Origin of the sequence: Pantoea sp. FN0305 (genome assembly GCF_050113845.1) — a bacterium.
In the GTDB taxonomy this organism is placed as follows: Bacteria; Pseudomonadota; Gammaproteobacteria; order Enterobacterales; family Enterobacteriaceae; genus Mixta; species Mixta alhagi.
Genome location: NZ_JBNJSN010000005.1, coordinates 155184 through 179789 on the forward strand (window position 1 = coordinate 155184; position 24606 = coordinate 179789).

Below are 24606 nucleotides of genomic sequence, written 5' to 3' on the forward strand. Positions count from 1 at the left end.
AAGCATTATCAACGGGCGCCTGAAGCGCCCGTGAACCACCAGAGGAGACCGCGCTTAGCTTTCAGGCTCGCCCTTTTTCTGACTCAGCCCATATTCGCGCAGCTTATTAGCGATAGCGGTATGGGAAACGCCCAACCGTTTCGCCAACTTGCGCGTGCTGGGATAGGAGAGATAAAGGCGCGTCAGCACTGAGCGTTCGAAGCGGCTGGTGATCTCATCCAGCGAGCCTTCCATTGCTTGTTCATCCAGCGCCAGCTGTTCAGTGAACTCCGGCAGCATGATGTCCTGCGGACGCAGTTCATAACCTTCCAGCTGCGCCAGCGCGCGGTAAAGCGCATTTTTCAGCTGACGCACGTTGCCCGGCCAGTTATAACGCGCCAGAAAGGCGTTTAGCTGCGGTGACAGACGGGGACGCGCGACACCCTGCTCATCGGCAAAGCGCGCCACGAACAGTTCGGTTAACGGCAAAATATCCTGCGGTCGGTCGCGCAGCGGCGGCAGATTTAGCGTCAGCACGTTCAGGCGATAGAACAGATCTTCACGAAACTCGCCGCGCTGCACCAGCTCGGTGAGGTTACGCTGTGTGGCGCAGATCACCCGTACGTCTACATGCACCTCATGCTCTTCCCCGACGCGACGGAAAGTGCCATCGTTCAGGAAACGCAGCAGTTTTGTCTGCATGCGCGGCGACATTTCCCCAATTTCATCCAGCAGCACCGAACCGCCATTGGCCTGCTCAAAGAAGCCTTTTTTCCCCTCCAGCGCGTTGGGGTAAGCGCCTGGCGCATGGCCAAACAGCTCACTCTCCGCCACGTCATCCGGCAGCGAAGCGCAGTTCAACGCCAGAAACGGCTTTTTACCGCGCGCGCTGCGCAAATGGCAGGCGCGTGCCAGCATATCTTTTCCGGTTCCGGTATCGCCGACAATCAGCAGCGGCGCATCCAGCATCGCCAGCTTACGCGCCTGCTCGATAACCTGACGCATTTTCGGGCTGACCGCCACAATATGCTGGAATTCAGTGTCATCGTTGACCGCAAGCGTTTGCAACTGGCGTCCCATACGCGCGGTGGATTTCAGCATCACCATCGCCCCAACCGGCAGCGTAGCGCCCTCTTCTTCGGCAGTATAGACCGGGCGAGCCTCCAGCAGAAAATCACGCCCCTGGATCACCACGCGCTGCGTCTGAGCCTCTACCCGTTCGCTTTCCAGCCAACGGGTAAAGTTAAAACCGGTGACCAGAGAGGTAATCGTGTGATTGCGTATTTTATGTTCATCTATATCAAACAGGCTTTGCGCTGCCGGGTTTGCCAGCTCAACTTTGCCTTTCATATCAATGGAAAATACCGGTTCCGGCATGGCGGTCAGCAGCGCGCTCAGCGCCCGATGCTCACGCTCAGACGGCATATAGGAGATGGTGCGTACGTCCGTCACCCCCGGGATGCGGCGAATTTCCGCCATCAGCTGGCTGAACTGCTCAAAGGCGATAGCGGAAAAACTAAGATAAATGCGGCCAATCGGCGCAATTTCGATACCCCGTAAATCAATGCTGCGTTCAACCAGCAGATCGAGCAGTTCACGGGCGAGACCAATTCGGTCCTGACAAAAGACTTCCAAACGCATTCGGTGGCCTTATTGGGTTTGGTAACAGCGAATTATGAAATAATACGCCAACTTGCGATGAGCCAGAAGCACTCTGTCAGGATAAGTTGACAGAGTGCGGCGATGGCGAAAAGGAGTGTAGCGGAAGTGTTAGCGATAATCATGCGCTTACACCATTTTTTAGAGGTTTATAACAAATCTGCTACATCCTGCAGAACAGTGCCATATAAAATGTACTTTTTATCTCTATTTATGCCGCTGAAGGCTCAGCGGCAAAGCGCTCTGCGTTTTGTCGTTCCGCCCGGGATCAGGGCTTTTTAAACTGATTAAGCAGCTCACGGCGAAAATCGCCAAGTTTAGGACGGTCGTCGATCCACGGCAGTGGACGGCACAGCTCCATTGCCTTAATCCCCAGACGGGCGGTCAGCAGCCCGGCACCAATCCCCTGCGCGGCGCGGGCAGATAGCCTGGCGGCCAGATCCTGCGACAGCCAGTCCATACCTACTTCGCGCACCAGCTCAGAAGCACCGGCAAAAGCGATATTCAGCAGCACCAGACGAAACAAACGAATACGACTGAAATAGCCAAGATGGATACCGTAAACCGCTGCAATGCGGTTGATCATACGTAGGTTACGCCAGGCGATAAACGCCATATCCACCAGCGCCAGCGGGCTCACGGCAATCATTAGCGTTGCTTCTGCGGCATTACGACCAATTTCAGCACGCGCCTGGCGATCGAGAACCGGCTGCACCAGCTGAGCATAGAGCGCCACCACTTCGCGATCGTTATGCGTTTCATGCAGCGACGCCTGCCAGCGCTGCAACGCAGGATGCCCCTGATCCAGCCCGGCCTGCAGCGCCAGCTTTTCGCAGAACGCGCGCCCGCGCCCCATTCCATGACTGTGTAACAGCTCGCGCCCCACTTCGCGCTCTTCAGCGCGCTGGCGTAGCTGATAAAGATGCCGCCATTCCGTCACCAGCGCGCCCACGCCCGCCAGGATAATCAGTAAACCGGCCGCGCCCGCGCCCAGCGCAAACCAGGCCTGACTCTGCCAGGCATCCAGCATCCACTGCACGCTCTGGGCCACCGTGCTGGCGACAAACAGCCCGACGCCAGCCATAGCGATGCGCCGCCAGATGCTACGCTTTGGCCGTAACGCGGCCTCGACCACCTGCTCGCCGCTCTGCTCCTCCAGCAACGGATCCGCCTCTTGCTGGAGGGTAAAGTGTAAATTCTCCGCAGCGTCAAAATGCTGTGCAGGTTTCAGAACGCTTTCTTTTTCGCTTTCCAGCGGTTGCGCAAAATCGATGCGCGATTTCAACGGTGGCTGACTCATCGCAGCTTATCTCCCAGTAAAAATTCCAGCGCAGCATCCATGCGGATATGCGGCAGCGGTTGATCAACATTGAGCGGCTGCGGCCGGAACTGTTCAAAATGAAAACCCTGCTCCTGCCAGAAGCTGTGTTCTGGCAGACGTGACGGCACCTCGCCAGGAAATACCGTCAGCGGTGCGCCGTCGCTGAGACGATCTCCGCGCAACGCGGGAATTTTTTCGCCCTGATGATCCACTATGCCGCTTTGCGTCGCCTGCACCGAAGCCAGACCTATACAGTCCATATTAATGCCTTCGAAAGCCGCATTTTGCCAGGCGTCCTGAACCAGTTGCTGTAGCAGTGAGACCAGCCCCGCATGCTGGTCGGCGGTTATATGGTCCGCTTTGGTGGCCGCAAACAGCAGCTTATCGATAACCGGCGAAAACAGGCGGCGAAACAGCGTGCGTTGCCCATAGTGAAAACTTTGCATCAGCTGCGTCAGCGCCAGCCGCATATCATTAAACGCCTGTGGCCCGCTGTTTAGCGGCTGCAGGCAATCCACCAGCACGATCTGGCGATCAAAGCGCAGAAAGTGATTCTTATAGAAGCCCTTTACCACATGCTGACAGTAATAATCATAACGGGCACGCAGCATGGCAAGGTTGCTGCCTTTACCCGCCTGCGCAAGCCGCGCCTCATCGATATCGTTCAGCTGCGGCCACGGGAAAAACTGCAGCGCAGGCGCGCCAGCCATCTCTCCCGGCAGGACAAAACGGCCCGGCTGAATAAAATGCAGTCCCTCTTGCTTGCAGCGCAGCAGATAAGCGGTCCAGGCAGCAGCAATAGCCGCCAGTTGATTTTCATCCGCCGGGGCCAGCGGATCGAGATTAGCGCACAGCCGTTTCCACTCTGCAGCCCACTCCGCCCGATCGCCCTGCAATAAACCGTTCATCTGACGTGACCAGCTTAAATAGTCCTGCGCCAGCATGGGCAGATCGAGCAGCCATTCGCCGGGATAGTCAACGATTTCCAGATAGAGGGTGGCGGTTTGTTTGAAGTGTCGCAGCAGAGAATCCTGCGATCGGAAGCGCAGCGCCAGCTGCATCTCACTGACGCCGCGCGTCGGCGTAGGCCAGGCAGGTGGGCTGCCGTAGAGCTGGGCCAGCCCTTCATCGTAGGTAAAACGCTGAATGCCCATATCGCGCTGCGGCACGCGTTTCACACCCAGCAGGCGATCTTCGCGCACCACGGAAAATAACGGCAGCCGTGCGCCGCCATGCGTATTCAGCAACTGATTAACCAGCGACGTAATAAAGGCCGTTTTCCCGCTGCGGCTCAAACCAGTTACCGCCAGTCGTAAATGCCGATCCACGCCGCGATTTACCCATGCCGCCAGTTCATTTTGAATTCGTTTCATCGGGCTCATCCCTGCTGCATCAAAAATAAGCCGGGACAGCGTCAGGCATCCCGGCGGGTTGACCATCAGTGTAATGCATTACTAAAAAGAACGGATAATGTGAGATGCGCTGGTCATCCAGCGCGCGCCGGATCAGCGCAGGCGAGAGGCAAGACGGTTAGCGACTTTTTTCAGCAGCGGCTCAAGCGCAAAGGCGATCAGCAAACGTAGCGGTCTGCGCGCTACGGCTTTTACCGCCCAGCCGCTGATGCCGACCGGAGCCAGCATCAGGCCATGAATCAGAAGCTGTTTGCCCGCACGTTTCAGCACAGGCGTGGCGCGTATTGCGCGCTGACGAAAATTCGACATACCTCTCCTTATATTGATAACAGGCTGGTCGGACAGTGGCCGACGCAGCCCGGAATTAAAGCTGACGAAAACGGCTGCGTACGCTAAACGTCTCTGATGTGACGTAACGTTCAAGCTGGCGCAGCTTATGTTCATTTTGCGCCATTTCATCGCTTAACGCGTCCAGCAGCTCATCGGCCCGCAGCGGCGCCGTCTGCTGTTCGGCATGCGCCGGCATCGGCTCCAGCACGTAGCTGAGAACCACATAAGCGATCAGCGTAAACATAAACAGCCCAAACACCATCGACAGCACCACAATTACCCTGACGAGGGTAACCGGGATATCCAGATAGTGGGCGATCCCGGCGCAAACGCCTTTGACCTTGCCCTGCTGCGGGATACGCCACAGTTTTTTTCCACTGAATCGGCTTTTATTCATGGCTGTCTCCACTCCGGATGTTCTGCGTCGAGGATCTCCTCCAGCGTTTGAATGCGTTCACGCATGCGACGCGCATCCTGCGTCAGCTGTTGCAGACGCTGCATATCGCCTGATGAGAGGCTGGCACCGTTCTGACGATTGCTGTAATGCAGCCACAGCCAGACCGGTGCAACAAACAGCACAAAAATAGTCAGTGGTATGGCAAGAAATAGTGAGCTCATTCTCTCTCCTTGATGGTGTCGCCCCGGAGGGCAAAACGGCTAAAACAGTCAACAACGCCCTGCACTTTACAGGGCGGACCGCCCACCCTTATTCGCTGCGGTTCATTTTTGCCTTCAGCGCCGCCAGCTGTTCTCCGATGGCGTCGTCCGCTTTCAGCTCGGCAAATTCCTGATCCAGGGTTTTGCTTTTGCCAAAGCGATGGCTTTCCGCTTCCGCTTCCATATGATCGATACGACGCTCAAAGGATTCAAAGCGCGCCATGGCATCATCCAGTTTGCCGCTGTCCAGCTGACGACGAACATCGCGTGAGGAAGAAGCCGCCTGATGACGCAGCGTCAGCGCCTGCTGGCGTGCGCGGGTTTCACTCAGCTTTTTCTCCAGCTCAGCAACTTCGCCTTTCATTCGCGCCAGCGTTTCATCAATCTGAGTCACTTCCTGCTGCAGCGAGGCCACTAAATCGGTAAGCTTCTGCTTTTCAATCAGCGCGGAACGTGCTAAATCGTCTTTGTCTCTGCGCAGCGCCAGCTCTGCTTTTTCCTGCCATTCGTTCTGCTGAATTTGCGCCTGTTCAATACGACGCAGCAGCTGTTTACGTTCAGCCAGGCCGCGTGCAGAAGTGGAACGAACCTCAACCAGCGTGTCTTCCATCTCCTGAATCATCAGGCGCACCATTTTTTGTGGATCTTCCGCTTTATCCAGCAGCGTGTTGATGTTGGCGTTTACGATGTCGGCGAAACGAGAAAAAATACCCATAATTTACTCCTCCAGTTTTTAGCGCTTAATGACGCTTACCTGTTCTCTTTATCAAGTTCCGTGCCAACTTTTAATGCTTTGATATGTAATAATTTTTAATTTTGACCCAGGCAGAGATAGTTTTTATAGTGGTGAATAAAACCAACTTTCGGTGAAATTAACCATGAGCGAAGCGAACGAAAACCTGCTGGGCGAAGCCAATAACTTTCTGGAGATGCTGGAACAGGTTTCGCGCCTGGCTCCGCTTAATAAACCGGTGCTGGTGATTGGCGAACGCGGCACCGGTAAAGAGCTGATTGCCAGCCGCCTGCATTATCTTTCCGAGCGCTGGCAGGGCCCGTTTATTTCGCTTAACTGCGCCGCGCTGAATGAGAACCTGCTCGATTCTGAACTGTTCGGCCATGAAGCGGGCGCCTTTACCGGCGCGCGGCAGCGCCATTTAGGGCGTTTTGAGCGCGCCGATGGCGGCACCCTGTTTCTGGATGAGCTGGCAACGGCGCCAATGCTGGTGCAGGAAAAGCTGCTGCGGGTGATTGAGTATGGCCAGCTGGAGCGCGTCGGCGGCAATCAGTCGCTGCAGGTGAATGTGCGGCTGGTGTGCGCAACGCACGCTAACCTGCCGGAGCTGGCGCAACAGGGCCAGTTTCGCGCCGATCTGCTGGATCGGCTGGCGTTTGATGTGGTACAGCTGCCGGCGCTGCGCCAGCGACGCAGCGATATCCTGCTGCTGGCCAGTCACTTTGCCATTCAGATGTGTCGTGAACTGGGGCTGCCGCTGTTTCCTGGATTTTCCCATCGCGCGCAGCAAACGCTGCTTGATTACCACTGGCCAGGCAACATTCGTGAGTTAAAAAACGTGGTTGAACGCTCTGTCTACCGTCACGCCTCCGTAGATGAAGAGCTGGATGAGATTATCATTAACCCCTTTGCGCCGCGCCAGCCTGTTCAGGCACAGGCTGATGAACCTGCCCCTGTTGCTTATCAGCCCACGGCGGAGCGCGCTTCGCAGCCGCTTTCTGCCTCACAGAGCGCAGAGGATCTCCCTGCGCTTCCGCTCAATCTCAGACAGTGGCAGCTACAGCAGGAGCTTGCGCTGATGGAGAAAAGTTTGCAGCAGGCCAAATTTAACCAGCGCCGGGCGGCAGAGCTGTTAGGCGTTACCTATCATCAGTGGCGCGCTATGGTGAAAAAACATGAAATGTCGCCGCGCCCGGCATGATCGCCACCTGCCTTAGCCAGTAAGTGGACTCGCCGCTGCGGTCATGTTTTTCTGTTTAAAAAAGGCGTTTACAGGCTGCTCGATAAAAAGCCACGCCGCAATGCCAGCCAGAACGGCGACGAAAAGCAGCAGCGACACAAACAGCGTCTGGTTTTGCACCAGCTGAAGTTTGTGCAGGATCAGCGCAGACGGAGAAAGCGTAAAAGGATGGATCAGATAGAGTGAATAGGATGCATTCCCCAACAATATCGCGCTTTTCTTGCCAGGAAAGGCGATTTTGCTTATTACGGGTTCAAGTCCCACGATGCCGGTAAAAAGTAGCAGCATCGGCACGCCACCGCTTAATACCCTGCCAGCCGCAGAGGCATAGATCCCGTAGTGATTTTGCAGAAGCAACAACGCCATGCCCGCGGCCAGCAACAAAAAAGAAGTTGCTGATGACAGTGGCACACGCTGTAAAAATATATATGCCAGCATGCCTAAAATAAATTCTGCGAAAAGTTTATCTGTAAGGAACTTCAGCGTTGGCTGCTGCGGCTGGAAATAGAGTCCCACCAGCACCATTGCCATCAGCACGATGGAAGAGAAAATAATCTGTTTTTTCAACGAGCCAACCACCAAAAAGCCTGCAAAAATCAGGTAAAACAGAAATTCATAGCTAAGCGTCCAGCCGTTCTGTACTAACAATTTTTTCCCTGTTGGTATCAGCGTCCAGGAAGAAAAAATGCTGGTTTCGCCGCCAGAGCTGTTAACCATTGAAGGTGCAACGAGATATACCATCAGCGCAGCGGCGGTAACGATCCAGTAAAGAGGAATGATTCTTTTAATACGATTGGCGATAAAGCGCCTGACGCTCAGCCTCTTCTGGCTTGTGGCGTGACACATGATGTAGCCGGAAATGATAAAAAAGAGATCAACACCAAAATAGCCAATATGGTAATCACTAAGCGCACCGCTATGATACTGTTCCGCCTTGTCAGCGATATGCTGCATGACCACCATCAGCGCCGCCAGCGCCCGTAATATTTGTACCGAAATAATCATAATTTATCCCACGTAATCCACTATCCCTGGGCAGCCTCGTCTCAGAGCGCTGACGCGACGATGTCTTGTCAGTTCGCCAATAGCGACGCTGCCCTTACGTGCCAACATAAATTAAAAGAATTTATCTATTTTGATGATTATCAACAGAAACAGTCTATTAGGAAAAGCCTTACTGTGCTGTTAGTAAAGCAGAACATGTTTTGATGTAAGGATTTTTAGGAATTTTTCTGACGGGAAATATCAGCGGATCGAGGGTTACGCGCATCAGCGCCACCGCGAGTGGCGCTAAGACAGTGGTGTGTCAGCTGCCGCGATAGGTGGAAAAACCGTACTGGCTCAGCAGCAGTGGAATGTGGTAATGCTCCTGCGTATTGGTGACCTGAAAATTCACCGGCACCTCCGGGAAAAAGGTCGCCTGATGCTGCTGCTGGAAATAGTCGCCGGTGTGAAAAGTTACGCGATACTCTCCGGCGCTAAAATTTTTACCTTCCGGATAAAAAGCGGCGATGCGGCCATCGGTATCGGTGGTTTTACTGGCCAGCGTGACCCATTTACCGCTCTGCTGCTGCTCCAGATCTACTTTTACTCCGGAGGAAGGTTTCCCGGTCTGGGTATTCAGCACATGAACGCTAATCGGGTTACGCGGCGCGTCAGCCAGCGCGTTGCCCATCATACCCAGCCCTGCCAGCAGTAAAACTGATTTAATTTTCATTTGTTGCTCCTTGGTAGTTTTCACCGCTGAGCCTACACGCTGTGGTCAGGAAGAGCGGAAAAAAGGGTTCAGATCAGAAATTTCCTGGAAGAGAGGCAAAAAAAAGCCCGCACTGGCGGGCAAGTAATACTGGAAGCAATGTGAGCAATGTCGTGCACTTCCCCGGTAGAGCCACCGCTGAAGCACAGATGAATAGTAATCATTCTCAATATCATTTGTAAAGCCATTTGTTGAGAATTTTTCTCATTACCACACAGATTCTGGGCTTACTTTGCGGCGTCTTGTGCAGAATGGCGGAAAAAACAGCGGCCGTCCCCGCAAACTTTGGGACAACTTGCAGAGTGCGATACACTCAGCATGTCACCCATTGAATGTTAACTTCCTATGTTGAAATTACTATCCAGGCTGTTGTCAGGGCTAATGCTGCTGAGCGCGGCCAGCCACGCCGCGACGCCGGAAGATATTCGTAACAGCGGTTTCGTCTACTGCGTTAATGGCATCATGAATACCTTTAATCCACAGCTGGCCAGCAGCGGGCTGGTGGTGGATACGCTTTCTGCGCAGCTTTATGACCGCCTGCTGGATGTCGATCCCTACACCTATCGTCTGATCCCTGAACTGGCAGAGCGCTGGGAAACCCTGGATAACGGTGCCACCTACCGCTTTCATTTACGTCGCCATGTCTCCTTTCAAAAAACCGCCTGGTTTACCCCTGGCCGCACCATGAATGCTGATGATGTGGTGTTCAGTTTTGCACGCATTTTCGATCGTCATCATCCCTGGCATAACATTAACGGCGGCGACTACCCCTACTTCGATAGTTTGCAATATGCTGATGCGGTGAAAAGCGTTAAAAAAATCGACAAGGATACGGTAGAGATCCGCCTGAAAAGCCCGGACGCCTCTTTTCTGTGGCATCTGGCTACCCACTACGCGCCGGTATTATCGGCAGAATATGCTCAGCAGTTGGCGGCGCGCGATCGCCAGGAAGAGATGGATCGCCAGCCGGTCGGCACCGGCCCCTTTATGCTGAATGAATACCGTGCCGGGCAGTATGTGCGCCTGGAGCGTAACCCGCATTACTGGAAAGGCCTGCCGCGTATGCCGCAGGTGGTGATTGATATGGGCGCGGGCGGCACCGGCAGGCTGTCGAAACTGCTTACCGGCGAATGCGACGTGCTGGCCTATCCTGCCGCCAGCCAGCTCACCATTTTGCGTGACGATCCGCGTCTGCGACTGACGTTGCGGCCAGGCATGAATATCGCCTATCTGGCGTTTAATACCCGTAAGCCGCCGCTGGATCGCGTTGAAGTACGTCATGCGTTGGCGCTGGCGATCAATAACGAACGTTTGATGGAATCGATCTATTACGGTACGGCGGAAACGGCGGCTTCCGTGCTGCCCCGAGCCTCGTGGGCCTATGATAGCGAAGCACGCATCACGGAATATAATCCTGATAAAGCGCGCGAGTTATTGAAAAAAATGGGGCTGGAAAACCTGGAATTGACGCTGTGGGTGCCTTCCGCTTCGCAGTCCTGGAATCCCAGCCCGCTGAAAACCGCTGAGCTGCTTCAGGCCGACCTGGCGCAGATTGGGGTAAGCGTAACCATTGTGGCGGTCGAGGGGCGTTTTCAGGAAGCGCGTCTGATGCAAATGAATCACGATTTAACCCTGACCGGCTGGGCGACCGACAGTAACGACCCGGACAGCTTTTTCCGTCCGCTGCTCAGCTGCGCGGCAATTAATTCTCAGACGAACTATGCCCACTGGTGCAATACTGAATTTGATGGCGAACTGCAGCAGGCGCTGCTCTCGCAACAGCTGGCGTCGCGCATTGAGCATTACGATCGGGCCCAGCAGGTGCTGGCGCGCGAGCTACCGGTGTTACCGCTTGCCTCTTCTTTACGCCTGCAAGCCTACCGACACAATATACAGGGACTGGTGCTAAGCCCGTTTGGCAATGCTTCTTTTGCGGGCGTCCACCGCGATAATGGCGAGGAGTCGAAACCGTGATTATCTATACGCTGCGCCGCCTGGTGCTGCTGGTGGTGACGCTGTTTATGCTGACGCTGGTGGCCTTCAGCCTGAGCTATTTTACGCCGCACGCGCCGCTACAGGGCGCTTCTCTGCTGGACGCCTGGTGGTTCTGGTTTACCGGCGTGTTGCAGCTCGATTTTGGCGTATCCAGCATTAACGGACAGGCGATCAATCTACAGCTGCGTGAGGTCTTTCCCGCTACGCTGGAGCTCTGTCTGCTCGCTTTTAGCGTGGCGCTGCTGCTGGGTATCCCGCTGGGCATTATTGCTGGCGTGATGCGCAATAAATGGCAGGATCGGGTGATAGGCGCGTTTTCCCTGCTCGGTTTTTCCATGCCGGTATTTTGGCTGGCGCTGCTGCTGACGCTGTTTTTCTCATTGAACCTCGGCTGGCTGCCGGTGAGCGGCCGTATCGATCTGCTGTATCAAATGAAAACGGTCACTGGCTTTGCCCTGGTTGATGCTTTTATCAGCGACTCGCCGTGGCGTCATGAAATGCTGACCAACGTGGCCCTGCATATGGTGCTGCCGGTTACCACGCTGGCAATTGCCCCTACTACAGAAGTCATCCGCCTGCTGCGCAACAGCACCAGCGAGGTTATTGACGCCAACTATATTAAAGCGGCGTCCACCCGTGGGCTGTCACGCTTTACGGTTATCCGACGTCATGTGCTGCATAATGCGCTGCCGCCGGTGATCCCACGTCTGGGCTTACAGTTTGCCACCATGCTGACGCTGGCCATGATCACCGAAATGGTTTTCAGCTGGCCTGGCCTGGGCCGCTGGCTGATTAATGCGATTCGTCAGCAGGATTATGCCGCTATTTCTGCTGGCGTAATGGTGGTTGGCAGCCTGGTGATTCTGGTGAATGTGTTATCTGATATCCTGGGCGCGATGACGACCCCGCTGAAGCATAAGGAATGGTATGCCCGTTGATAATATTTACGCCGAGAAACGCCCTCCCAGCCCGTTTCGCTATACGTGGCGGCTTTTCTACCACGATACCAGCGCGATGGTGGGGTTTTACGGCTTTATCGCCCTGCTGCTGCTTTGCCTGTTTGGCGGCTGGCTGGCGCCGTATGGCCTTGCTCAACAGTTTCTTGGCTATCAGCTGCTGCCGCCCTCCTGGTCACGCTATGGCGATGTCTCGTTTTTCCTCGGCACCGATGATTTAGGCCGCGATGTGCTGAGCCGTCTGCTGAGCGGTGCGGCGCCGACCGTTGGCTCAGCGCTGCTGGTAACGCTGGCGGCGGCGCTCTGTGCGGTGGTGCTGGGCGTGCTGGCAGGAATAACACACGGGTTGCGTTCGGCGGTGATGAATCACATTCTGGATACCCTGCTGTCGATCCCTTCCCTGCTGCTGGCGATTGTTGTGGTTGCCTTTATCGGGCCGGGGCTGGGACATGTGATGCTGGCGGTCTGGCTGGCGCTGTTGCCGCGACTGGTGCGGGCAATTTATACCGCCGTACATGATGAACTGGAAAAAGATTATATCGTGGCTGCGCGTCTGGACGGGGCCAGCAACAAGAATATTCTCTGGCATGCCATTCTGCCCAATATTCTGCCGTTGCTGGTGAGTGAGCTCACCCGCGCGCTCTCTATGGCTATTCTGGATATTGCGGCGCTCGGCTTTCTCGATCTCGGCGCGCAACTGCCTTCGCCGGAATGGGGCTCAATGCTGGGTGACGCGCTGGAGCTGATCTACGTTGCGCCCTGGACAGTCATGCTGCCTGGCGCCGCGATTATGCTGAGCGTATTGATCATCAATCTGTTGGGCGACGGGATTCGCCGCGCCATTGTGGCGGGAGTGGAATAATGCCGTTACTTGATATCCGTAACCTGACCATTGAGTTTATGACTGCCGACGGGCCGGTCAAAGCGGTCGATCGCGTTAATTTAACCCTGAACGAAGGGGAGATACGTGGACTGGTGGGGGAATCGGGCTCCGGAAAAAGCCTGATTGCAAAAGCCATTTGCGGCGTGACCAAAGATAACTGGCGCATCAGTGCCGACCGCATGCGCTTTGATGATATCGACCTGCTGCGCCTGTCGCCGCGCGAGCGTCGCCGCATTGTCGGTCATAACGTCTCGATGATTTTTCAGGAGCCTCAGTCCTGCCTTGATCCCTCTGCCCGCGTGGGCCGCCAGCTGATGCAGGCGATCCCCGGCTGGACCTGGAAAGGCCGCTGGTATCAGCGCTTTCGCTGGCGTCACGCGCGCGCGATTGAGCTGCTGCATCGCGTCGGCATCAAAGATCATAAAGATATCATGCGCAGCTATCCCTATGAGATAACCGAAGGGGAATGCCAGAAGGTGATGATCGCCATTGCGCTGGCAAACCAGCCGCGGTTGCTGATCGCCGACGAGCCGACCAACGCTATGGAGCCCACCACCCAGGCGCAAATTTTCCGTTTGCTCAGCCGCCTTAACCAGAACAACAACACCACCATTTTGCTGATCAGTCACGATTTGCGCACCATGAGCCAGTGGGCGAACCGGATTAATGTTCTTTACTGCGGTCAAACGGTAGAAACCGCCGCCAGCCAGGATCTGATCGCCACGCCGCATCATCCCTATACGCAGGCGCTGATCCGCGCGATGCCCGACTTTGGCAGCGCGCTGCCGCATAAAAGCCGACTGAATACCCTGCCGGGGGCGATTCCATCGCTGGAGCATTTGCCCATTGGCTGCCGACTTGGCCCGCGCTGCCCCTACGCACAGAAAAAATGTATCGAAACGCCGCGCCTGGCAGGAGCAAAAAACCATCTGTTCGCCTGCCACTTTCCGCTGAATATGGAGAAACCCTGATGGTTGAAACGCTGCTGGAAGTGCGAAACCTCAGCAAAACCTACCGCTATCGCACCGGCCTGTTTCGTCGTCAGCACGTTGAGGCAGTGAAAGATGTCAGCTTTACCCTGCGCGAACGGCAGACGCTGGCGATTATTGGTGAAAACGGCTCGGGAAAATCGACGCTGGCAAAAATGCTGAGCGGCATGGTCGAGCCCAGCGCCGGAGAGATGGTCATCAACGATCATCCACTGCGCTACGGCGATTATGGTTTTCGCAGTCGACTGATCCGCATGATATTTCAGGATCCCTCTACCGCCCTTAATCCCCGCCAGCGCATCGGTCATATTCTTGATTTTCCGCTGCGTCTGAACAGCGATCTTGATCTCTCCGCCCGGGAAAAGCGCATCAACCTTACGCTGCGTCAGGTAGGTCTGCTGCCCGATCACGCCGCCTACTACCCGCATATGCTGGCGCCGGGGCAAAAACAGCGCGTCGGCCTGGCGCGCGCGCTGATCCTGCAACCCAAAGTGATTATCGCTGATGAGGCGATGGCTTCGCTGGATATGTCGATGCGCTCACAGCTGGTTAACCTGCTGCTGGAGCTGCAGGAAAAACATGGGCTTTCTTATATTTTCGTTACCCAGCATATCGGCATGATGAAACATATCAGCGATCAGGTGCTGGTGATGCATCAGGGTGAAGTGGTCGAGCGCGGCGGCACCGCTGACGTGCTGGCCGCGCCGCTACATGATTTAACACGTCGTATGATCGCCAGCCACTTTGGCGAGGCGCTGACGGCAGATGCATGGCGGCGCGATCCGCCCGTTTAGGCACTGCTATCCCTGTCAGCTGCGGTGCTTTTCGCCAACTGACAGGTCGGATTAACGCTATCCACAGACTCGTGCTAGAATCGCCGGGTCGATCAACGCGGTTGCGCATTTTTTGAGCTAAGCAGCCGCCAACAACAATGACCATAAGGATTACAGCTATGGGTTTTCTTTCCGGTAAGCGCATTCTGATTACTGGCGTTGCCAGTAAACTCTCCATCGCCTACGGTATTGCACAGGCGATGCACAAACAGGGCGCAGAACTGGCTTTCACCTATCAGAACGATAAACTGAAAGGCCGTGTTGAAGAGTTCGCTAAAGATCTCGGCTCCGAAATCGTTCTGCCCTGTGACGTTGCTGAAGATGAGAGCATCACAGCGCTGTTTACTGAACTGGCAAAAACCTGGCCTAAATTTGACGGTTTCGTTCACTCTATCGGCTTCGCCCCGGGCGATCAGCTGGATGGCGACTATGTGAACGCCGTTACCCGTGAAGGTTTCAAAATTGCACACGACATCAGCGCTTACAGCTTTGTTGCGATGGCGAAAGAGTGCCGTGCGATGCTGAACCCAAACTCAGCTTTGCTGACGCTTTCTTACCTGGGCGCAGAGCGCGCTATCCCGAACTATAACGTTATGGGTCTGGCGAAAGCTTCTCTGGAAGCAAACGTACGCTACATGGCTAACGCTATGGGGCCGGAAGGCGTGCGCGTTAATGCCGTTTCTGCGGGTCCGATTCGTACGCTGGCCGCGTCCGGCATTAAAGATTTCCGTAAAATGCTGGCTCACTGCGAAGCGGTTACGCCGATTCGCCGTACCGTGACCATTGAAGATGTGGGTAATTCTGCAGCCTTCCTTTGCTCCGATCTGGCGGGCGGCATCACCGGTGAAATCGTTCACGTTGACGGCGGCTTCAGCATCGCTGCCATGAACGAGCTGGAACTGAAATAAGTATCTTCGGGCGAGGCGTCTGTCTCGCCCTTCTCTTTTCGTACTTCCTTTCTGATTAACCTTATAGCTTTCCGCTATTTGTTATCACCGAACATTCTTTGCCGCTGCGCAGCCCTTGTTGCAGGATAGCCATGCCGTTCCGACCCGGTTTTACAGTATTTTATGCCGCCGGGTTGGCTAACTTGTGAAAGGAATGATCATGGAACCACGCCGTTATTCCGGCAACAGCCACTGGTATCATGAAACGCAGGCCAGCGCGCGCGCTGAGCAGACGCCCCCGCTTTATCCTGAAGCCGCAGATATTGAGGATCGTTTCCTGCTGGGACTCCAGCAACATGCATCGATCCTGACGCCGCTCTTTCATACTTTTCGTCCGGTGCTGCAAGCGGGACAGGCGCTCAGCCACCAGCTGTTTCCGGACGACCTCACGCCGACGCTCACGCATACGCTCACACTGTACGACCGACTGGCGATTGCGTTGACCGCAGCCCAGGTTACCGGCATTCAGCGCTTGTGCAATCATTATGCGGCGCGACTCAATCCGCTGCCCGGTCCCGACTCTTCACGGGAAAGCAACAATCGTCTGACCCAGCTGACACAGTATGCGCGCCAGCTGGCCAGCCAGCCGGCAGTTATCGACACCGCTGCGCTACAACGGCTGGATGATGTTGGTTTAAGCACGCCGGATATTATCAGCCTGAGCCAGACTGTGGGGTTTGTCAGCTATCAGGCACGCGTAGTAGCAGGATTACAGGCGCTACTCGGCATGCCGGTGTGCTGGCTGCCCGGCCTGAATGAATGCATTGATGCCTCATGGCACGACTTTTCATCGCCAAAGGAATACCGTCTTCGCCTGCCGCCGCTGGAGCGGCGCTATGCCAGCGAGCAGCAGCTGGCGGCGATTGAGGCAGCCCAGGCATTGCCTGAACTAACCCACATGGTTTGGCTGGCGGCACATGATGCCGGTACTCTGCACGCCTGGAGCAGACTGCAAAGCTCACTGCCTTCGGCAACGCAGGAAGAAGCGCTGGCGCAGGCGGTTGCTGCACGTATTAACGGCAGTGCCTTATGCTTTGAAAGGTATCAGGGGCGCTTTTTGTCTAAACTGCAACGCGGGATTGATGATGCGCTGACCGCCAGCCGCCGCGAGCCGTTACCTCATGCCGTGATCCAGCTGGCCGCACAGCTGACGCGCGCGCCGGATCGCCTTAGCGCCGCGCATTTGCAGCCGCTGCTGGCCCAGGGAATCACGCATCAGCAACTGTTTTGTCTGATGCAGCGGGTTGCGCTGGCAAACTGGAATAACCGGCTACTGCAGGCGCTGGGCGAATATTAGCCTGCGCTCAGGATACGCCGCACTTCATCGAAAAAGTGCTGCGCCAGCGGTGTGGCGCGCCCGGGCTCTGCAACCACCACCGCAGCATGGCGCGCCATAGGCGCAATGGCCAGCGGACGGCTATGCAAATCCGGATTCATATCAGGCAGCAAATGTCCCACCGGTGAAATCAGGCAGCCTAACCCCACCTGCACACCTTGCAGCAGCTGAAAAATTGAGGTGCTTTCCAGGATCACGCGTTGGGTTAAGCCAGCCTCGCGAAAGCTGGCGTCCAGGTAGCGCCGGAAATAGCGCGTAGGCTCTGCCAGGCAGAGCGGCAGCGCGGCAATATCTTCCAGGCGCAGACTGTGATAATTGTCCAGCTGCGGAAAATGCGCCGGATGATACACCAGCTCTACGCCGTTATCCGTTAAGGATTCCGCCTGGAAGTGCAGTTCACGCAGCGTTGCCAGCTCAAAAAAACCGATACCCACATCCACGGTATGGCTGTTCAGCGCCTCAAGCAGCTGATCGGCGCTGAGCACCGCGACGCGATAATCAAGTTGCGGATAGCGATCGCTGACCATTTTCAACAGCAGCGGTAGCGATACGCTGCACTGAGGCACCACGCCGATGCGCAATGTGCCATTTACGCCATGCTTGAGCGACTCTACTTCGAGTTTAAGCCCCTGATAAACCGACACGATTTCCCGCGCCCAGGCCAGTACCCTTTCACCTTCTGCGGTAAACCCATCGAAGTTATTGCTGCGGTTGATCAACGACAAGCCTAGCTCACGCTCCAGGTTTTTTAGCCGCATCGACAGCGTTGGCTGGCTAACAAAGCTGGCCTCCGCCGCACGCCCAAAATGGCGCTCACGCTCCAGATTGCAAAGATAAATTAATTGTTTTATATCCATAATTATTATAATTCAATGAGTTAGGATTGGTAAAATCTTGGCGTTTGAAAGTTATGTACTAACAGGTGTACTAATTTAAATTTTACGATGCCTCACTGACGGGTTATCACTCGAGCAGAGGTGACGATGGTGCCTTTATGGAGGGATTATCTTAGCATACTAACCATTCGCTTCTGAGAGAGGTGTCGTAGCGCGAGGCGGAGAGCGCTCTTTGTGCTAAAAGAGGATGGGTAAGTCAGAAGCATGCATGGCTGTATGGCGGCGTAATTCCCAAAGACAGGTGCTGGTTCACTCGGACCAGGGCAGTCAGTATACAAGCCATGAGTGGCAGTCGTTTCTGAAATCACACGGTCTGAAGGGCAGTATGAGTCGTCGCGGTAACTGTCACGATAACGCGGTTGCAGAAAGCTTTTTCCAGCGACTGAAACGCGAACGGATAAAGAAAAAGATCTACGGAACGCGGGAAGAAGCTTGCAGCGATGTTTTTGATTACATCGAAATGTTTTATAACAGTAAGCGTCGGCATGGTTCGAGCGATAAGATGTCGCCGACAGAATATGAAAACGAATATTATCAACGGCTCGGAAGTGTCTGGATTATCCGTGGCGATTCAATTTTATCTTAACGGGCTGTTATATTGACCTTTAGTGCAAAACTCCGGGAGGGATAACGGCTGCCGGGTAGAGTGAACGACACGACAGCCAGGTTATCTTAGCCAGCTACTTTTTCCAGCGCCGCCTGAATCGCCTCGGAAAGCTCGTTGATTTCAAATTTAGCCACATAGCCATCGGCTCCGACTTTACGCACATGTTCTTCATTGGCGCTGCCAGAAAGTGAAGAGTGAATCACTACCGGAATTTTTTTCAGGGTCTCGTCGCGTTTGATATTACGCGTCAAAGTAAAACCATCCATCTCCGGCATCTCCAGATCGGTCAGCACCATCGCGATGCGCTCGCTGATATGCTGCCCTGCCGCCTGCGCTTCACGCGCAATCGCCTTGATTTTCTCCCAGGCTTCCAGACCGGTGTTGTGCATAATCGCCGGGATGCCCATGGTTTGCAGCCCGTGTTCCAGCATGGTACGCGCTACTTTTGAATCTTCCGCCACGATAACTACCGCGCCCGGCTTGAATTTGAAGGTACGCTGTGTGATTTCTTTCGGCGCGGCGTCGCGTACTGAAGGCACGATGTCATAAAGGATCTGTTCAACGTCCAGCACCATGGCGAGGCTGGTAGTCTGATCATCATTATCCAGACAGGCGATACTGGTGATATTGCGGCTGCTCACGCCAGATTCAGCGGTATGCACCTGGCTCCAGTCGAGACGCACGATATTATCAACCGACTCGACGGCAAAAGCCTGCGTACTGCGGGCATATTCCGTTACCAGCAGCAGATTAAGTCCGGTCGCCGGTTTACAGCCAGCAACGGCCGACAGATCGATGACGGGAATGATTTGCTCGCGGATGTTGGCCATGCCCAGCAGAGGAGATTGCATGCCTGCCGCTTTGGTAATGGTAGGCATCGGGACAATTTCACGCAGCTTAAATACGTTAATGCCAAACAGCTCAGCTTTTTCGCCTTCCAGAGAAGACCCCAGCCGAAATAATAACAGTTCAAACTTATTAGATAAGGCGAGATTCGCTCTCTCATCAATATCTTTCTGGAAGTTATCCATTTTTACCTCTGGTTATTATTGTGGCTGGCGTAAGCTCACAATGCGATATTTATCAGGCGTCACGAGGGCACGGCTACACCCGGCAACGTTAACGCTTATGCGTTTGCTCTAATGAGTTATCGGCAGATAAAAATAAAAATACAGAGTGAATCGCTTTTCTGTGGCGTGACTAACGGTTTAAGCTATTAAAAAACCTGTCAGCAGGGGAAAATGGCTGGGCGGGACAAAAAAGAAAACCCTGACACGCAGGGTGCCAGGGTTAGGATGCGTTACTCAGACAGCGTTAATGTTTGCCGTCGGTATCGTAAGGGTCTTCTTTATCATCGGTACTGTCATCGCGTTTACGCGGGAGCTCACCCTGCTCGTCCGGCGCGCCGTTAGCGCCAAGATCGTCTTCTTCATAGGGATTAGGCGCATGAGGAGCATCTTCAGGTAAGCCATGATGTTCGTGCTCGTCCGGGTAAGGCTTGTTATGATCGGGGCGTTCTGACATTGGTTCCTCCATTAACATTCACGCGGATACGTTAACTGAGTATAGGCGAGGATATGGCTCACTGCCTTGCTGTGCCGGACTTGCCTTCTGCTGACCGTGACGCGACAAAAATAAAAGGCCGCCCACAGGCAGCCTTTCGCTTACGATTAATTTTATTTATATAATTACTGAAGCGCTTAAGGCTTGCAGTGGGGTGTTTCCCTGGTGTGACAGTATTGCTATGGCTGCCTACCCGCTTACGGACGCATATTTAGAGCTGCAAGCAGTATTTGGTTGGTTTTAAAAAAACCGGGCGAACCGTTCTCGAGTAGACGCTGCCATTATTTATAAAATTACCTTATGATTCTACTCCCCTAAAGTACAGGTTATGCCTGACAGTGTCCTGAAATCGCTGTTTCAGGCTACGCCTAATGCGGTTTTCACTTCGTTAGCAATTTTTTCTACCTGCGGGCCGTAAATCACCTGTACGTCATGATCGCTGACCCGATTGACGCCGTTGGCACCGGTGGTCATCAGGGTTTGATCGACCACCTCTTTCATATCTTTCACCCGCACGCGCAGACGGGTAAAACAGCAGTCAACCTCTTCAATATTCCCTTCGCCGCCCAGCCCGCTGATGATCGTTTTGGTCCGCTCGTTGGCGCTAACGACCTGTGCCGGTGCTTCCTGCTCTTCTGATTCACGCCCAGGGGTTTCCACATTCATGCGTTTGATGACAAATTTGAAACCATAGTAATAAAGCGGCGCATAAATTGCTCCCAGTACCAGCGCCCACCACCAATGGGTTTTTCCACCACCGAGAATGCCAAATACCACCAGATCGATAGCCCCGCCCTGCACGTTGCCAATCATCAGATGCAACATCGACATCAACATAAACGAGAGGCCGGTTAACAGCGCATGCATGATATAGAGCACCGGCGAAACAAAGATAAAACAGAACTCCAGCGGTTCGGTAATGCCGGTGGTAAAGGAGGTCAATGCCCCGGCCAGAACCAGCGCTTTAACGCGCTGTTTATGCTCCGGGCGTGCAGTATGGTATATCGCCAGCGCCGCCGCCGGCAGGCCAAACATCATTACCGGGATCTTGCCCTGCGCCAGGAACTGCGTCGCCTCACGCACGGTCTCGTCAGGAATGGTGCCCGGATGAGTTAGCGAAGTGTTGAAAATGTTCAGTGCGCCAACAATGGTCTGATTATCTACGGTAGCGATACCGCCAATCGGCGTAAAGCGCACGGTTTCGTTGAGGATATGATGCAGGCCGGTTGGGATCAGCAGCCGTTCACAGGTGCCCAGCAGAAACGCGCCATACTGACCGCTCTTGCCAATAAATTCACCCACCCAGGCGATGCCTGCGCCAATGCCAGGCCAAATCATCGCCAGCAGCACGCCCACCAGCGGCAATACCACTACGGTTACAATCGGAACAAAGCGTCGTCCGCCAAAAAAGCTGATCGCCGTCGGCAGCTGCTGGGTATAAAAACGATTATGTAGCATAACCGTCAGCAGACCGGCAATTACGCCGCCCAGCACGCTCATGTTAAAGGTAAATATGCCCAGCATTTCGATATATTCCGCTGAGGTCATCATGGCTGTGGTTTGATCCATTCCGGCCTGCTGCAGTGCTTCCGGCGTGGTGGTTTGTGCCGTCAGCCCTCTGGCCGCCAGCGTGGCGCTGATCCCCACATGCATAGCGATGAATCCAATCACCGATGCGAAGGCCGCCGTGGGCTTTTCTGCTTTTGCCAGGCCAATGGCGCTGGCGACGGCGAAAAATATCGGCAGGTTGGCAAACAGCGCGCCCGCGACTTTGCGAATAAAACCGATAATAAGCTGAGGCGTGTGCATATTGGCGAAAGCATCGCCGGTGATCGCGGGGTTTTGCATTGCCGCCGCAACGCCAAGAAAAATACCGGCTGCGGCTATTACTGAAATAGGCATCATCAATGCTTTGCCGAACGCATGAACCTTACTGGTAAAATCTTTCATAAACCGCCTCTGTTGCAGGTCAGAAAGTTTCAGTATTAGTCAGTCAGGCGATAAGCACCGCACCGGCGGCGGCAGGTGGCGGATAAATTTTGAGCAAACTCACATTTCTGCCCGGCACGATAAATGAAAACTATCACACCATTAAGTCAATCAATTAGACAAAATATTTAACCCGCAGCAGACTTCCCGGCAAAAGAAGCAATAAATGCTTAACAATTCATAAACACAATAAGCCTGCATGAATCATGAAATTCAAATCACAAATTAAGCCATATCAGGCCGCGGCGGGCGGCTGGGGCTCACTTGAAGCCACCACCCGTTTCGTTATTGACAGCAAACAAGCACTGAAAAACATGCGCAACCTGATGCGCATGAACAAAGCCAAAGGTTTTGACTGCCCGGGCTGTGCCTGGGGCGACGATAACAAAAGCACCTTTAGTTTCTGTGAGAACGGCGCGAAAGCGGTGACGTGGGAAGCTACGCGCCGCTTTGTCGACGCTGAATTTTTTGCCACGCACAGCGTCAGCACGCTTTACCAGCAGAGCGACTATTTTCTGGAGTATCAGGGGCGTCTGACCGAGCCGCTGCGCTATAACCGCCTGACCGATCGCTATGAACCGATCAGTTGGGAAAATGCGTTCTCGCTGATTGCTCAGCATATTCACGCCATGGACAATCCCAATCAGATGGAGCTTTACACCTCAGGCCGCGCCAGCAATGAAGCCTCCTGGCTTTATCAGCTGTTTGGCCGCATGGTGGGCACCAATAACTTCCCTGATTGCTCCAATATGTGTCATGAAGCGAGCGGCAGCGGCCTGAAGCGCAGCATCGGCGTGGGTAAAGGCACAATTCGCCTGGATGATTTCGATCATGCGGACGCCATTTTTGTCTTTGGCCAGAACCCGGGCACCAACCATCCGCGTATGCTGCACAGCCTGCGCCATGCCGCCGATCGCGGTGCCAAAATCGTAACCTTTAATACCCTACGCGAGCGCGGTCTTGAGCGCTTTGCCGATCCGCAAAAGCCGCTGGAAGTGGTGACATCAAAAGCGGGCACCATCAGCTCCACCTATTATCAACCAAATCTTGGCGGTGATATGGCTGCGGTACGCGGTATGGTTAAAGCGCTGGCGGAAACTCACCGTGCCCGTATCGCCGCAGGTGAAAAAGGCCTGTTTGACGAAGCCTTTATCAATGCGGCTACGCAGGGCGTGGAAGATTACCTGGCAGCGGTAGATGCCACCAGTTGGGAAAAGATTGAACAGCAGTCTGGCCTGAGCGAGCAGCAGCTGCGTGAAGCAGCAGCGATTTACCAGAGCGCCGACCGCGTTATCTGTACCTGGGCGATGGGCATCACCCAACATAAGCACTCTGTGGATACGGTACGTGAAATCGTTAACCTGCAGCTGCTGTTTGGCCAGCTGGGCAAAAAAGGTGCTGGTCTCTGTCCGGTGCGCGGTCACAGCAATGTGCAGGGCAACCGCACCATGGGCATTGATGAGAAACCAACTCAGGCCTTCCTGGATGCAATGGCGCAGCATTTTGGCTTTGAGCCGCCGCGCGAGCCTGGTCATAACACAGTACAGGCGCTGGAAGCGATGCTGCGCGATGAGATCAAAGTGCTGATCGCGCTGGGCGGCAACCTTGCCGCTGCCGCACCGGATAGCCCGCGCACGGAAGAAGCGATGCAGCGCTGCGGTCTGACGGTACATATCAGTACCAAACTGAACCGTAGCCATCTGGTGCCGGGTCAGGAGAGCCTGATTCTGCCAACGCTGGGTCGTACTGAACAAGATATGCAGGCCACCGGCTCACAGTTTATTACCGTGGAAGATTCATTCAGTATGGTACACGCGTCTGAAGGCGTGGGCAAACCGCTGGCTGAGACGCAGCGTTCAGAAACCTCTATCGTCGCGGGCATTGCAAATGCAGTGCTTGGCAACGCCAGGGTTGACTGGCTGGCGCTGGCGGCAGATTACAATAAAATCCGCGATCATATTGCTGCCACTATTCCCGGTTTTGCCGACTTTAATCAGAAGTGCGAGCAGCCTGGCGGCTTCTATTTAGGCAACGCCGCAGCCGAGCTGCGCTTTAATACGCCTGGCGGTAAAGCGCACTTTAGCGCGGCAGCCCTGCCCACCTCGCTGTTCCCACAGCTGGGCGATGTGAAAGTGCCGTTTACGCTGCAGTCGCTGCGCTCACACGATCAGTACAACACCACCATTTATGGTCTTGATGACCGTTATCGTGGCGTTTATGGTCAGCGTGAAGTGCTGTTCATTAACCCGGAAGATATGCGCGAACTGGGTTATGAAGCCGGGCAAAACGTGGATATTGAAACCCTGTGGAACGACGGTATTACCCGTCGGGTCAACGGCTTTAAGCTGGTGCCTTACAATATTCCACGTGGAAACCTTGCCGCCTATTATCCGGAAACCAACCCGCTGGTGCCCCTCTCCAGTTTTGGTGACGGCAGCGGCACGCCGACGTCAAAATCGGTGCCGGTAAAAATTTCTTTGTCAGCCGACGTGGTCACGCAGCGTATTGCCTGATAGCCTGTAAGC

22 protein-coding genes and 1 pseudogene are annotated in these 24606 nt (G+C 54.6%); 10 read left to right on the forward strand and 13 right to left on the reverse strand.

Annotated elements, in window-relative coordinates; all coding sequences use genetic code 11:
- Nucleotides 1-54 precede the first annotated feature (54 nt).
- From tyrR to pspA, 7 genes are all read right to left on the reverse strand, one after another.
- Nucleotides 55-1620 (reverse strand): transcriptional regulator TyrR, encoded by a 1566-nt coding sequence (gene tyrR / locus ACQE3Y_RS11755; protein WP_426972481.1) that lies wholly within the window; start codon nt 1618-1620, stop codon nt 55-57.
- 286 nt (nt 1621-1906) lie between these two features.
- Nucleotides 1907-2938 (reverse strand): TIGR01620 family protein, encoded by a 1032-nt coding sequence (locus ACQE3Y_RS11760; protein ID WP_426972480.1) that lies wholly within the window; start codon nt 2936-2938, stop codon nt 1907-1909.
- Entirely contained in the window at nt 2935-4332 is a 1398-nt protein-coding gene (locus tag ACQE3Y_RS11765) for a YcjX family protein (RefSeq protein ID WP_426981741.1), read from the reverse strand. The genes ACQE3Y_RS11760 and ACQE3Y_RS11765 overlap by 4 nt, the downstream gene beginning before the upstream one ends.
- A 132-nt stretch (nt 4333-4464) precedes the next feature.
- The gene (gene pspD, locus ACQE3Y_RS11770; RefSeq protein WP_250650026.1) at nt 4465-4680 is read right to left on the reverse strand and encodes a phage shock protein PspD; all 216 of its coding nucleotides are present in this window, start codon (nt 4678-4680) and stop codon (nt 4465-4467) included.
- 55 nt (nt 4681-4735) lie between these two features.
- Nucleotides 4736-5098 (reverse strand): envelope stress response membrane protein PspC, encoded by a 363-nt coding sequence (gene pspC / locus ACQE3Y_RS11775; protein WP_250650027.1) that lies wholly within the window; start codon nt 5096-5098, stop codon nt 4736-4738.
- Nucleotides 5095-5319 carry an envelope stress response membrane protein PspB gene (gene pspB, locus ACQE3Y_RS11780; protein WP_250650028.1) on the reverse strand — a complete coding sequence of 75 codons (225 nt, stop codon included), beginning with the start codon at nt 5317-5319 and terminating at the stop codon, nt 5095-5097. The genes pspC and pspB overlap by 4 nt, the downstream gene beginning before the upstream one ends.
- An 88-nt stretch (nt 5320-5407) precedes the next feature.
- Nucleotides 5408-6073, reverse strand: coding sequence for a phage shock protein PspA (pspA, locus tag ACQE3Y_RS11785; protein WP_085071637.1), 666 nt, complete (start codon nt 6071-6073; stop codon nt 5408-5410).
- A 163-nt stretch (nt 6074-6236) separates the two neighbouring features.
- Between pspA and pspF the strand changes: the two genes are divergently transcribed.
- On the forward strand, nt 6237-7292 hold the full coding sequence (gene pspF / locus ACQE3Y_RS11790; RefSeq protein ID WP_426981742.1) for a phage shock protein operon transcriptional activator: 1056 nt from the start codon (nt 6237-6239) through the stop codon (nt 7290-7292).
- Between the two features lie 12 nt (nt 7293-7304).
- On the opposite strand, the gene ACQE3Y_RS11795 is transcribed toward pspF, so the two are convergent.
- Nucleotides 7305-8336 carry an acyltransferase family protein gene (locus ACQE3Y_RS11795; protein WP_426972475.1) on the reverse strand — a complete coding sequence of 344 codons (1032 nt, stop codon included), beginning with the start codon at nt 8334-8336 and terminating at the stop codon, nt 7305-7307.
- 301 nt (nt 8337-8637) lie between these two features.
- Nucleotides 8638-9048 carry a hydroxyisourate hydrolase gene (uraH, locus tag ACQE3Y_RS11800; protein ID WP_250650032.1) on the reverse strand — a complete coding sequence of 137 codons (411 nt, stop codon included), beginning with the start codon at nt 9046-9048 and terminating at the stop codon, nt 8638-8640.
- 384 nt (nt 9049-9432) lie between these two features.
- Between uraH and sapA the strand changes: the two genes are divergently transcribed.
- The 7 genes from sapA to ACQE3Y_RS11835 all read left to right on the forward strand — a co-directional run bounded on the left by sapA (nt 9433) and on the right by ACQE3Y_RS11835 (nt 16987).
- Nucleotides 9433-11061, forward strand: a complete 1629-nt coding sequence (sapA, locus tag ACQE3Y_RS11805) for an ABC transporter substrate-binding protein SapA (protein ID WP_426972472.1) — start codon at nt 9433-9435, stop codon at nt 11059-11061.
- Nucleotides 11058-12020 (forward strand): putrescine export ABC transporter permease SapB, encoded by a 963-nt coding sequence (gene sapB / locus ACQE3Y_RS11810; protein ID WP_426981743.1) that lies wholly within the window; start codon nt 11058-11060, stop codon nt 12018-12020. Before sapA ends, sapB begins: the two co-directional genes overlap by 4 nt.
- Entirely contained in the window at nt 12010-12900 is an 891-nt protein-coding gene (gene sapC / locus ACQE3Y_RS11815) for a putrescine export ABC transporter permease SapC (RefSeq protein WP_426972469.1), read from the forward strand. Before sapB ends, sapC begins: the two co-directional genes overlap by 11 nt.
- Nucleotides 12900-13892 (forward strand): putrescine export ABC transporter ATP-binding protein SapD, encoded by a 993-nt coding sequence (gene sapD, locus ACQE3Y_RS11820; protein ID WP_426972468.1) that lies wholly within the window; start codon nt 12900-12902, stop codon nt 13890-13892. The genes sapC and sapD overlap by 1 nt, the downstream gene beginning before the upstream one ends.
- The gene (gene sapF, locus ACQE3Y_RS11825) at nt 13892-14704 is read left to right on the forward strand and encodes a putrescine export ABC transporter ATP-binding protein SapF (protein ID WP_426972467.1); all 813 of its coding nucleotides are present in this window, start codon (nt 13892-13894) and stop codon (nt 14702-14704) included. The genes sapD and sapF overlap by 1 nt, the downstream gene beginning before the upstream one ends.
- A 158-nt stretch (nt 14705-14862) precedes the next feature.
- Entirely contained in the window at nt 14863-15651 is a 789-nt protein-coding gene (gene fabI, locus ACQE3Y_RS11830) for an enoyl-ACP reductase FabI (protein WP_085071628.1), read from the forward strand.
- Nucleotides 15652-15850: 199 nt separating this feature from the next.
- On the forward strand, nt 15851-16987 hold the full coding sequence (locus tag ACQE3Y_RS11835) for a CMD domain-containing protein (protein WP_426981744.1): 1137 nt from the start codon (nt 15851-15853) through the stop codon (nt 16985-16987).
- On the opposite strand, the gene ACQE3Y_RS11840 is transcribed toward ACQE3Y_RS11835, so the two are convergent.
- Entirely contained in the window at nt 16984-17883 is a 900-nt protein-coding gene (locus ACQE3Y_RS11840) for a LysR family transcriptional regulator (protein WP_085071626.1), read from the reverse strand. The two genes, ACQE3Y_RS11835 and ACQE3Y_RS11840, sit on opposite strands and share 4 nt — an antisense overlap.
- A gap of 247 nt (nt 17884-18130) precedes the next feature.
- Here ACQE3Y_RS11840 and ACQE3Y_RS11845 point away from each other — a divergent pair.
- Nucleotides 18131-18508, forward strand: a pseudogene (locus ACQE3Y_RS11845) (IS3 family transposase); the annotation flags it as partial.
- An 86-nt stretch (nt 18509-18594) separates the two neighbouring features.
- Here the strand turns inward: ACQE3Y_RS11845 and ACQE3Y_RS11850 are convergent.
- The 3 genes from ACQE3Y_RS11850 to ACQE3Y_RS11860 all read right to left on the reverse strand — a co-directional run bounded on the left by ACQE3Y_RS11850 (nt 18595) and on the right by ACQE3Y_RS11860 (nt 22042).
- The gene (locus ACQE3Y_RS11850; protein ID WP_426981745.1) at nt 18595-19560 is read right to left on the reverse strand and encodes a chemotaxis protein; all 966 of its coding nucleotides are present in this window, start codon (nt 19558-19560) and stop codon (nt 18595-18597) included.
- A 283-nt stretch (nt 19561-19843) separates the two neighbouring features.
- Nucleotides 19844-20053, reverse strand: coding sequence for a hypothetical protein (locus ACQE3Y_RS11855; RefSeq protein ID WP_426972461.1), 210 nt, complete (start codon nt 20051-20053; stop codon nt 19844-19846).
- Nucleotides 20054-20449: 396 nt separating this feature from the next.
- Nucleotides 20450-22042: a PTS transporter subunit EIIC gene (locus ACQE3Y_RS11860; RefSeq protein WP_426981746.1), complete on the reverse strand. Its 1593-nt coding sequence runs from the start codon at nt 22040-22042 to the stop codon at nt 20450-20452.
- Between the two features lie 245 nt (nt 22043-22287).
- On the opposite strand from ACQE3Y_RS11860, the gene ACQE3Y_RS11865 reads away from it, so the two are divergent.
- A complete protein-coding gene (locus ACQE3Y_RS11865; protein ID WP_426981747.1) occupies nt 22288-24594 on the forward strand; it encodes an FdhF/YdeP family oxidoreductase in 2307 nt (768 codons plus the stop codon).
- Nucleotides 24595-24606 lie beyond the last annotated feature (12 nt).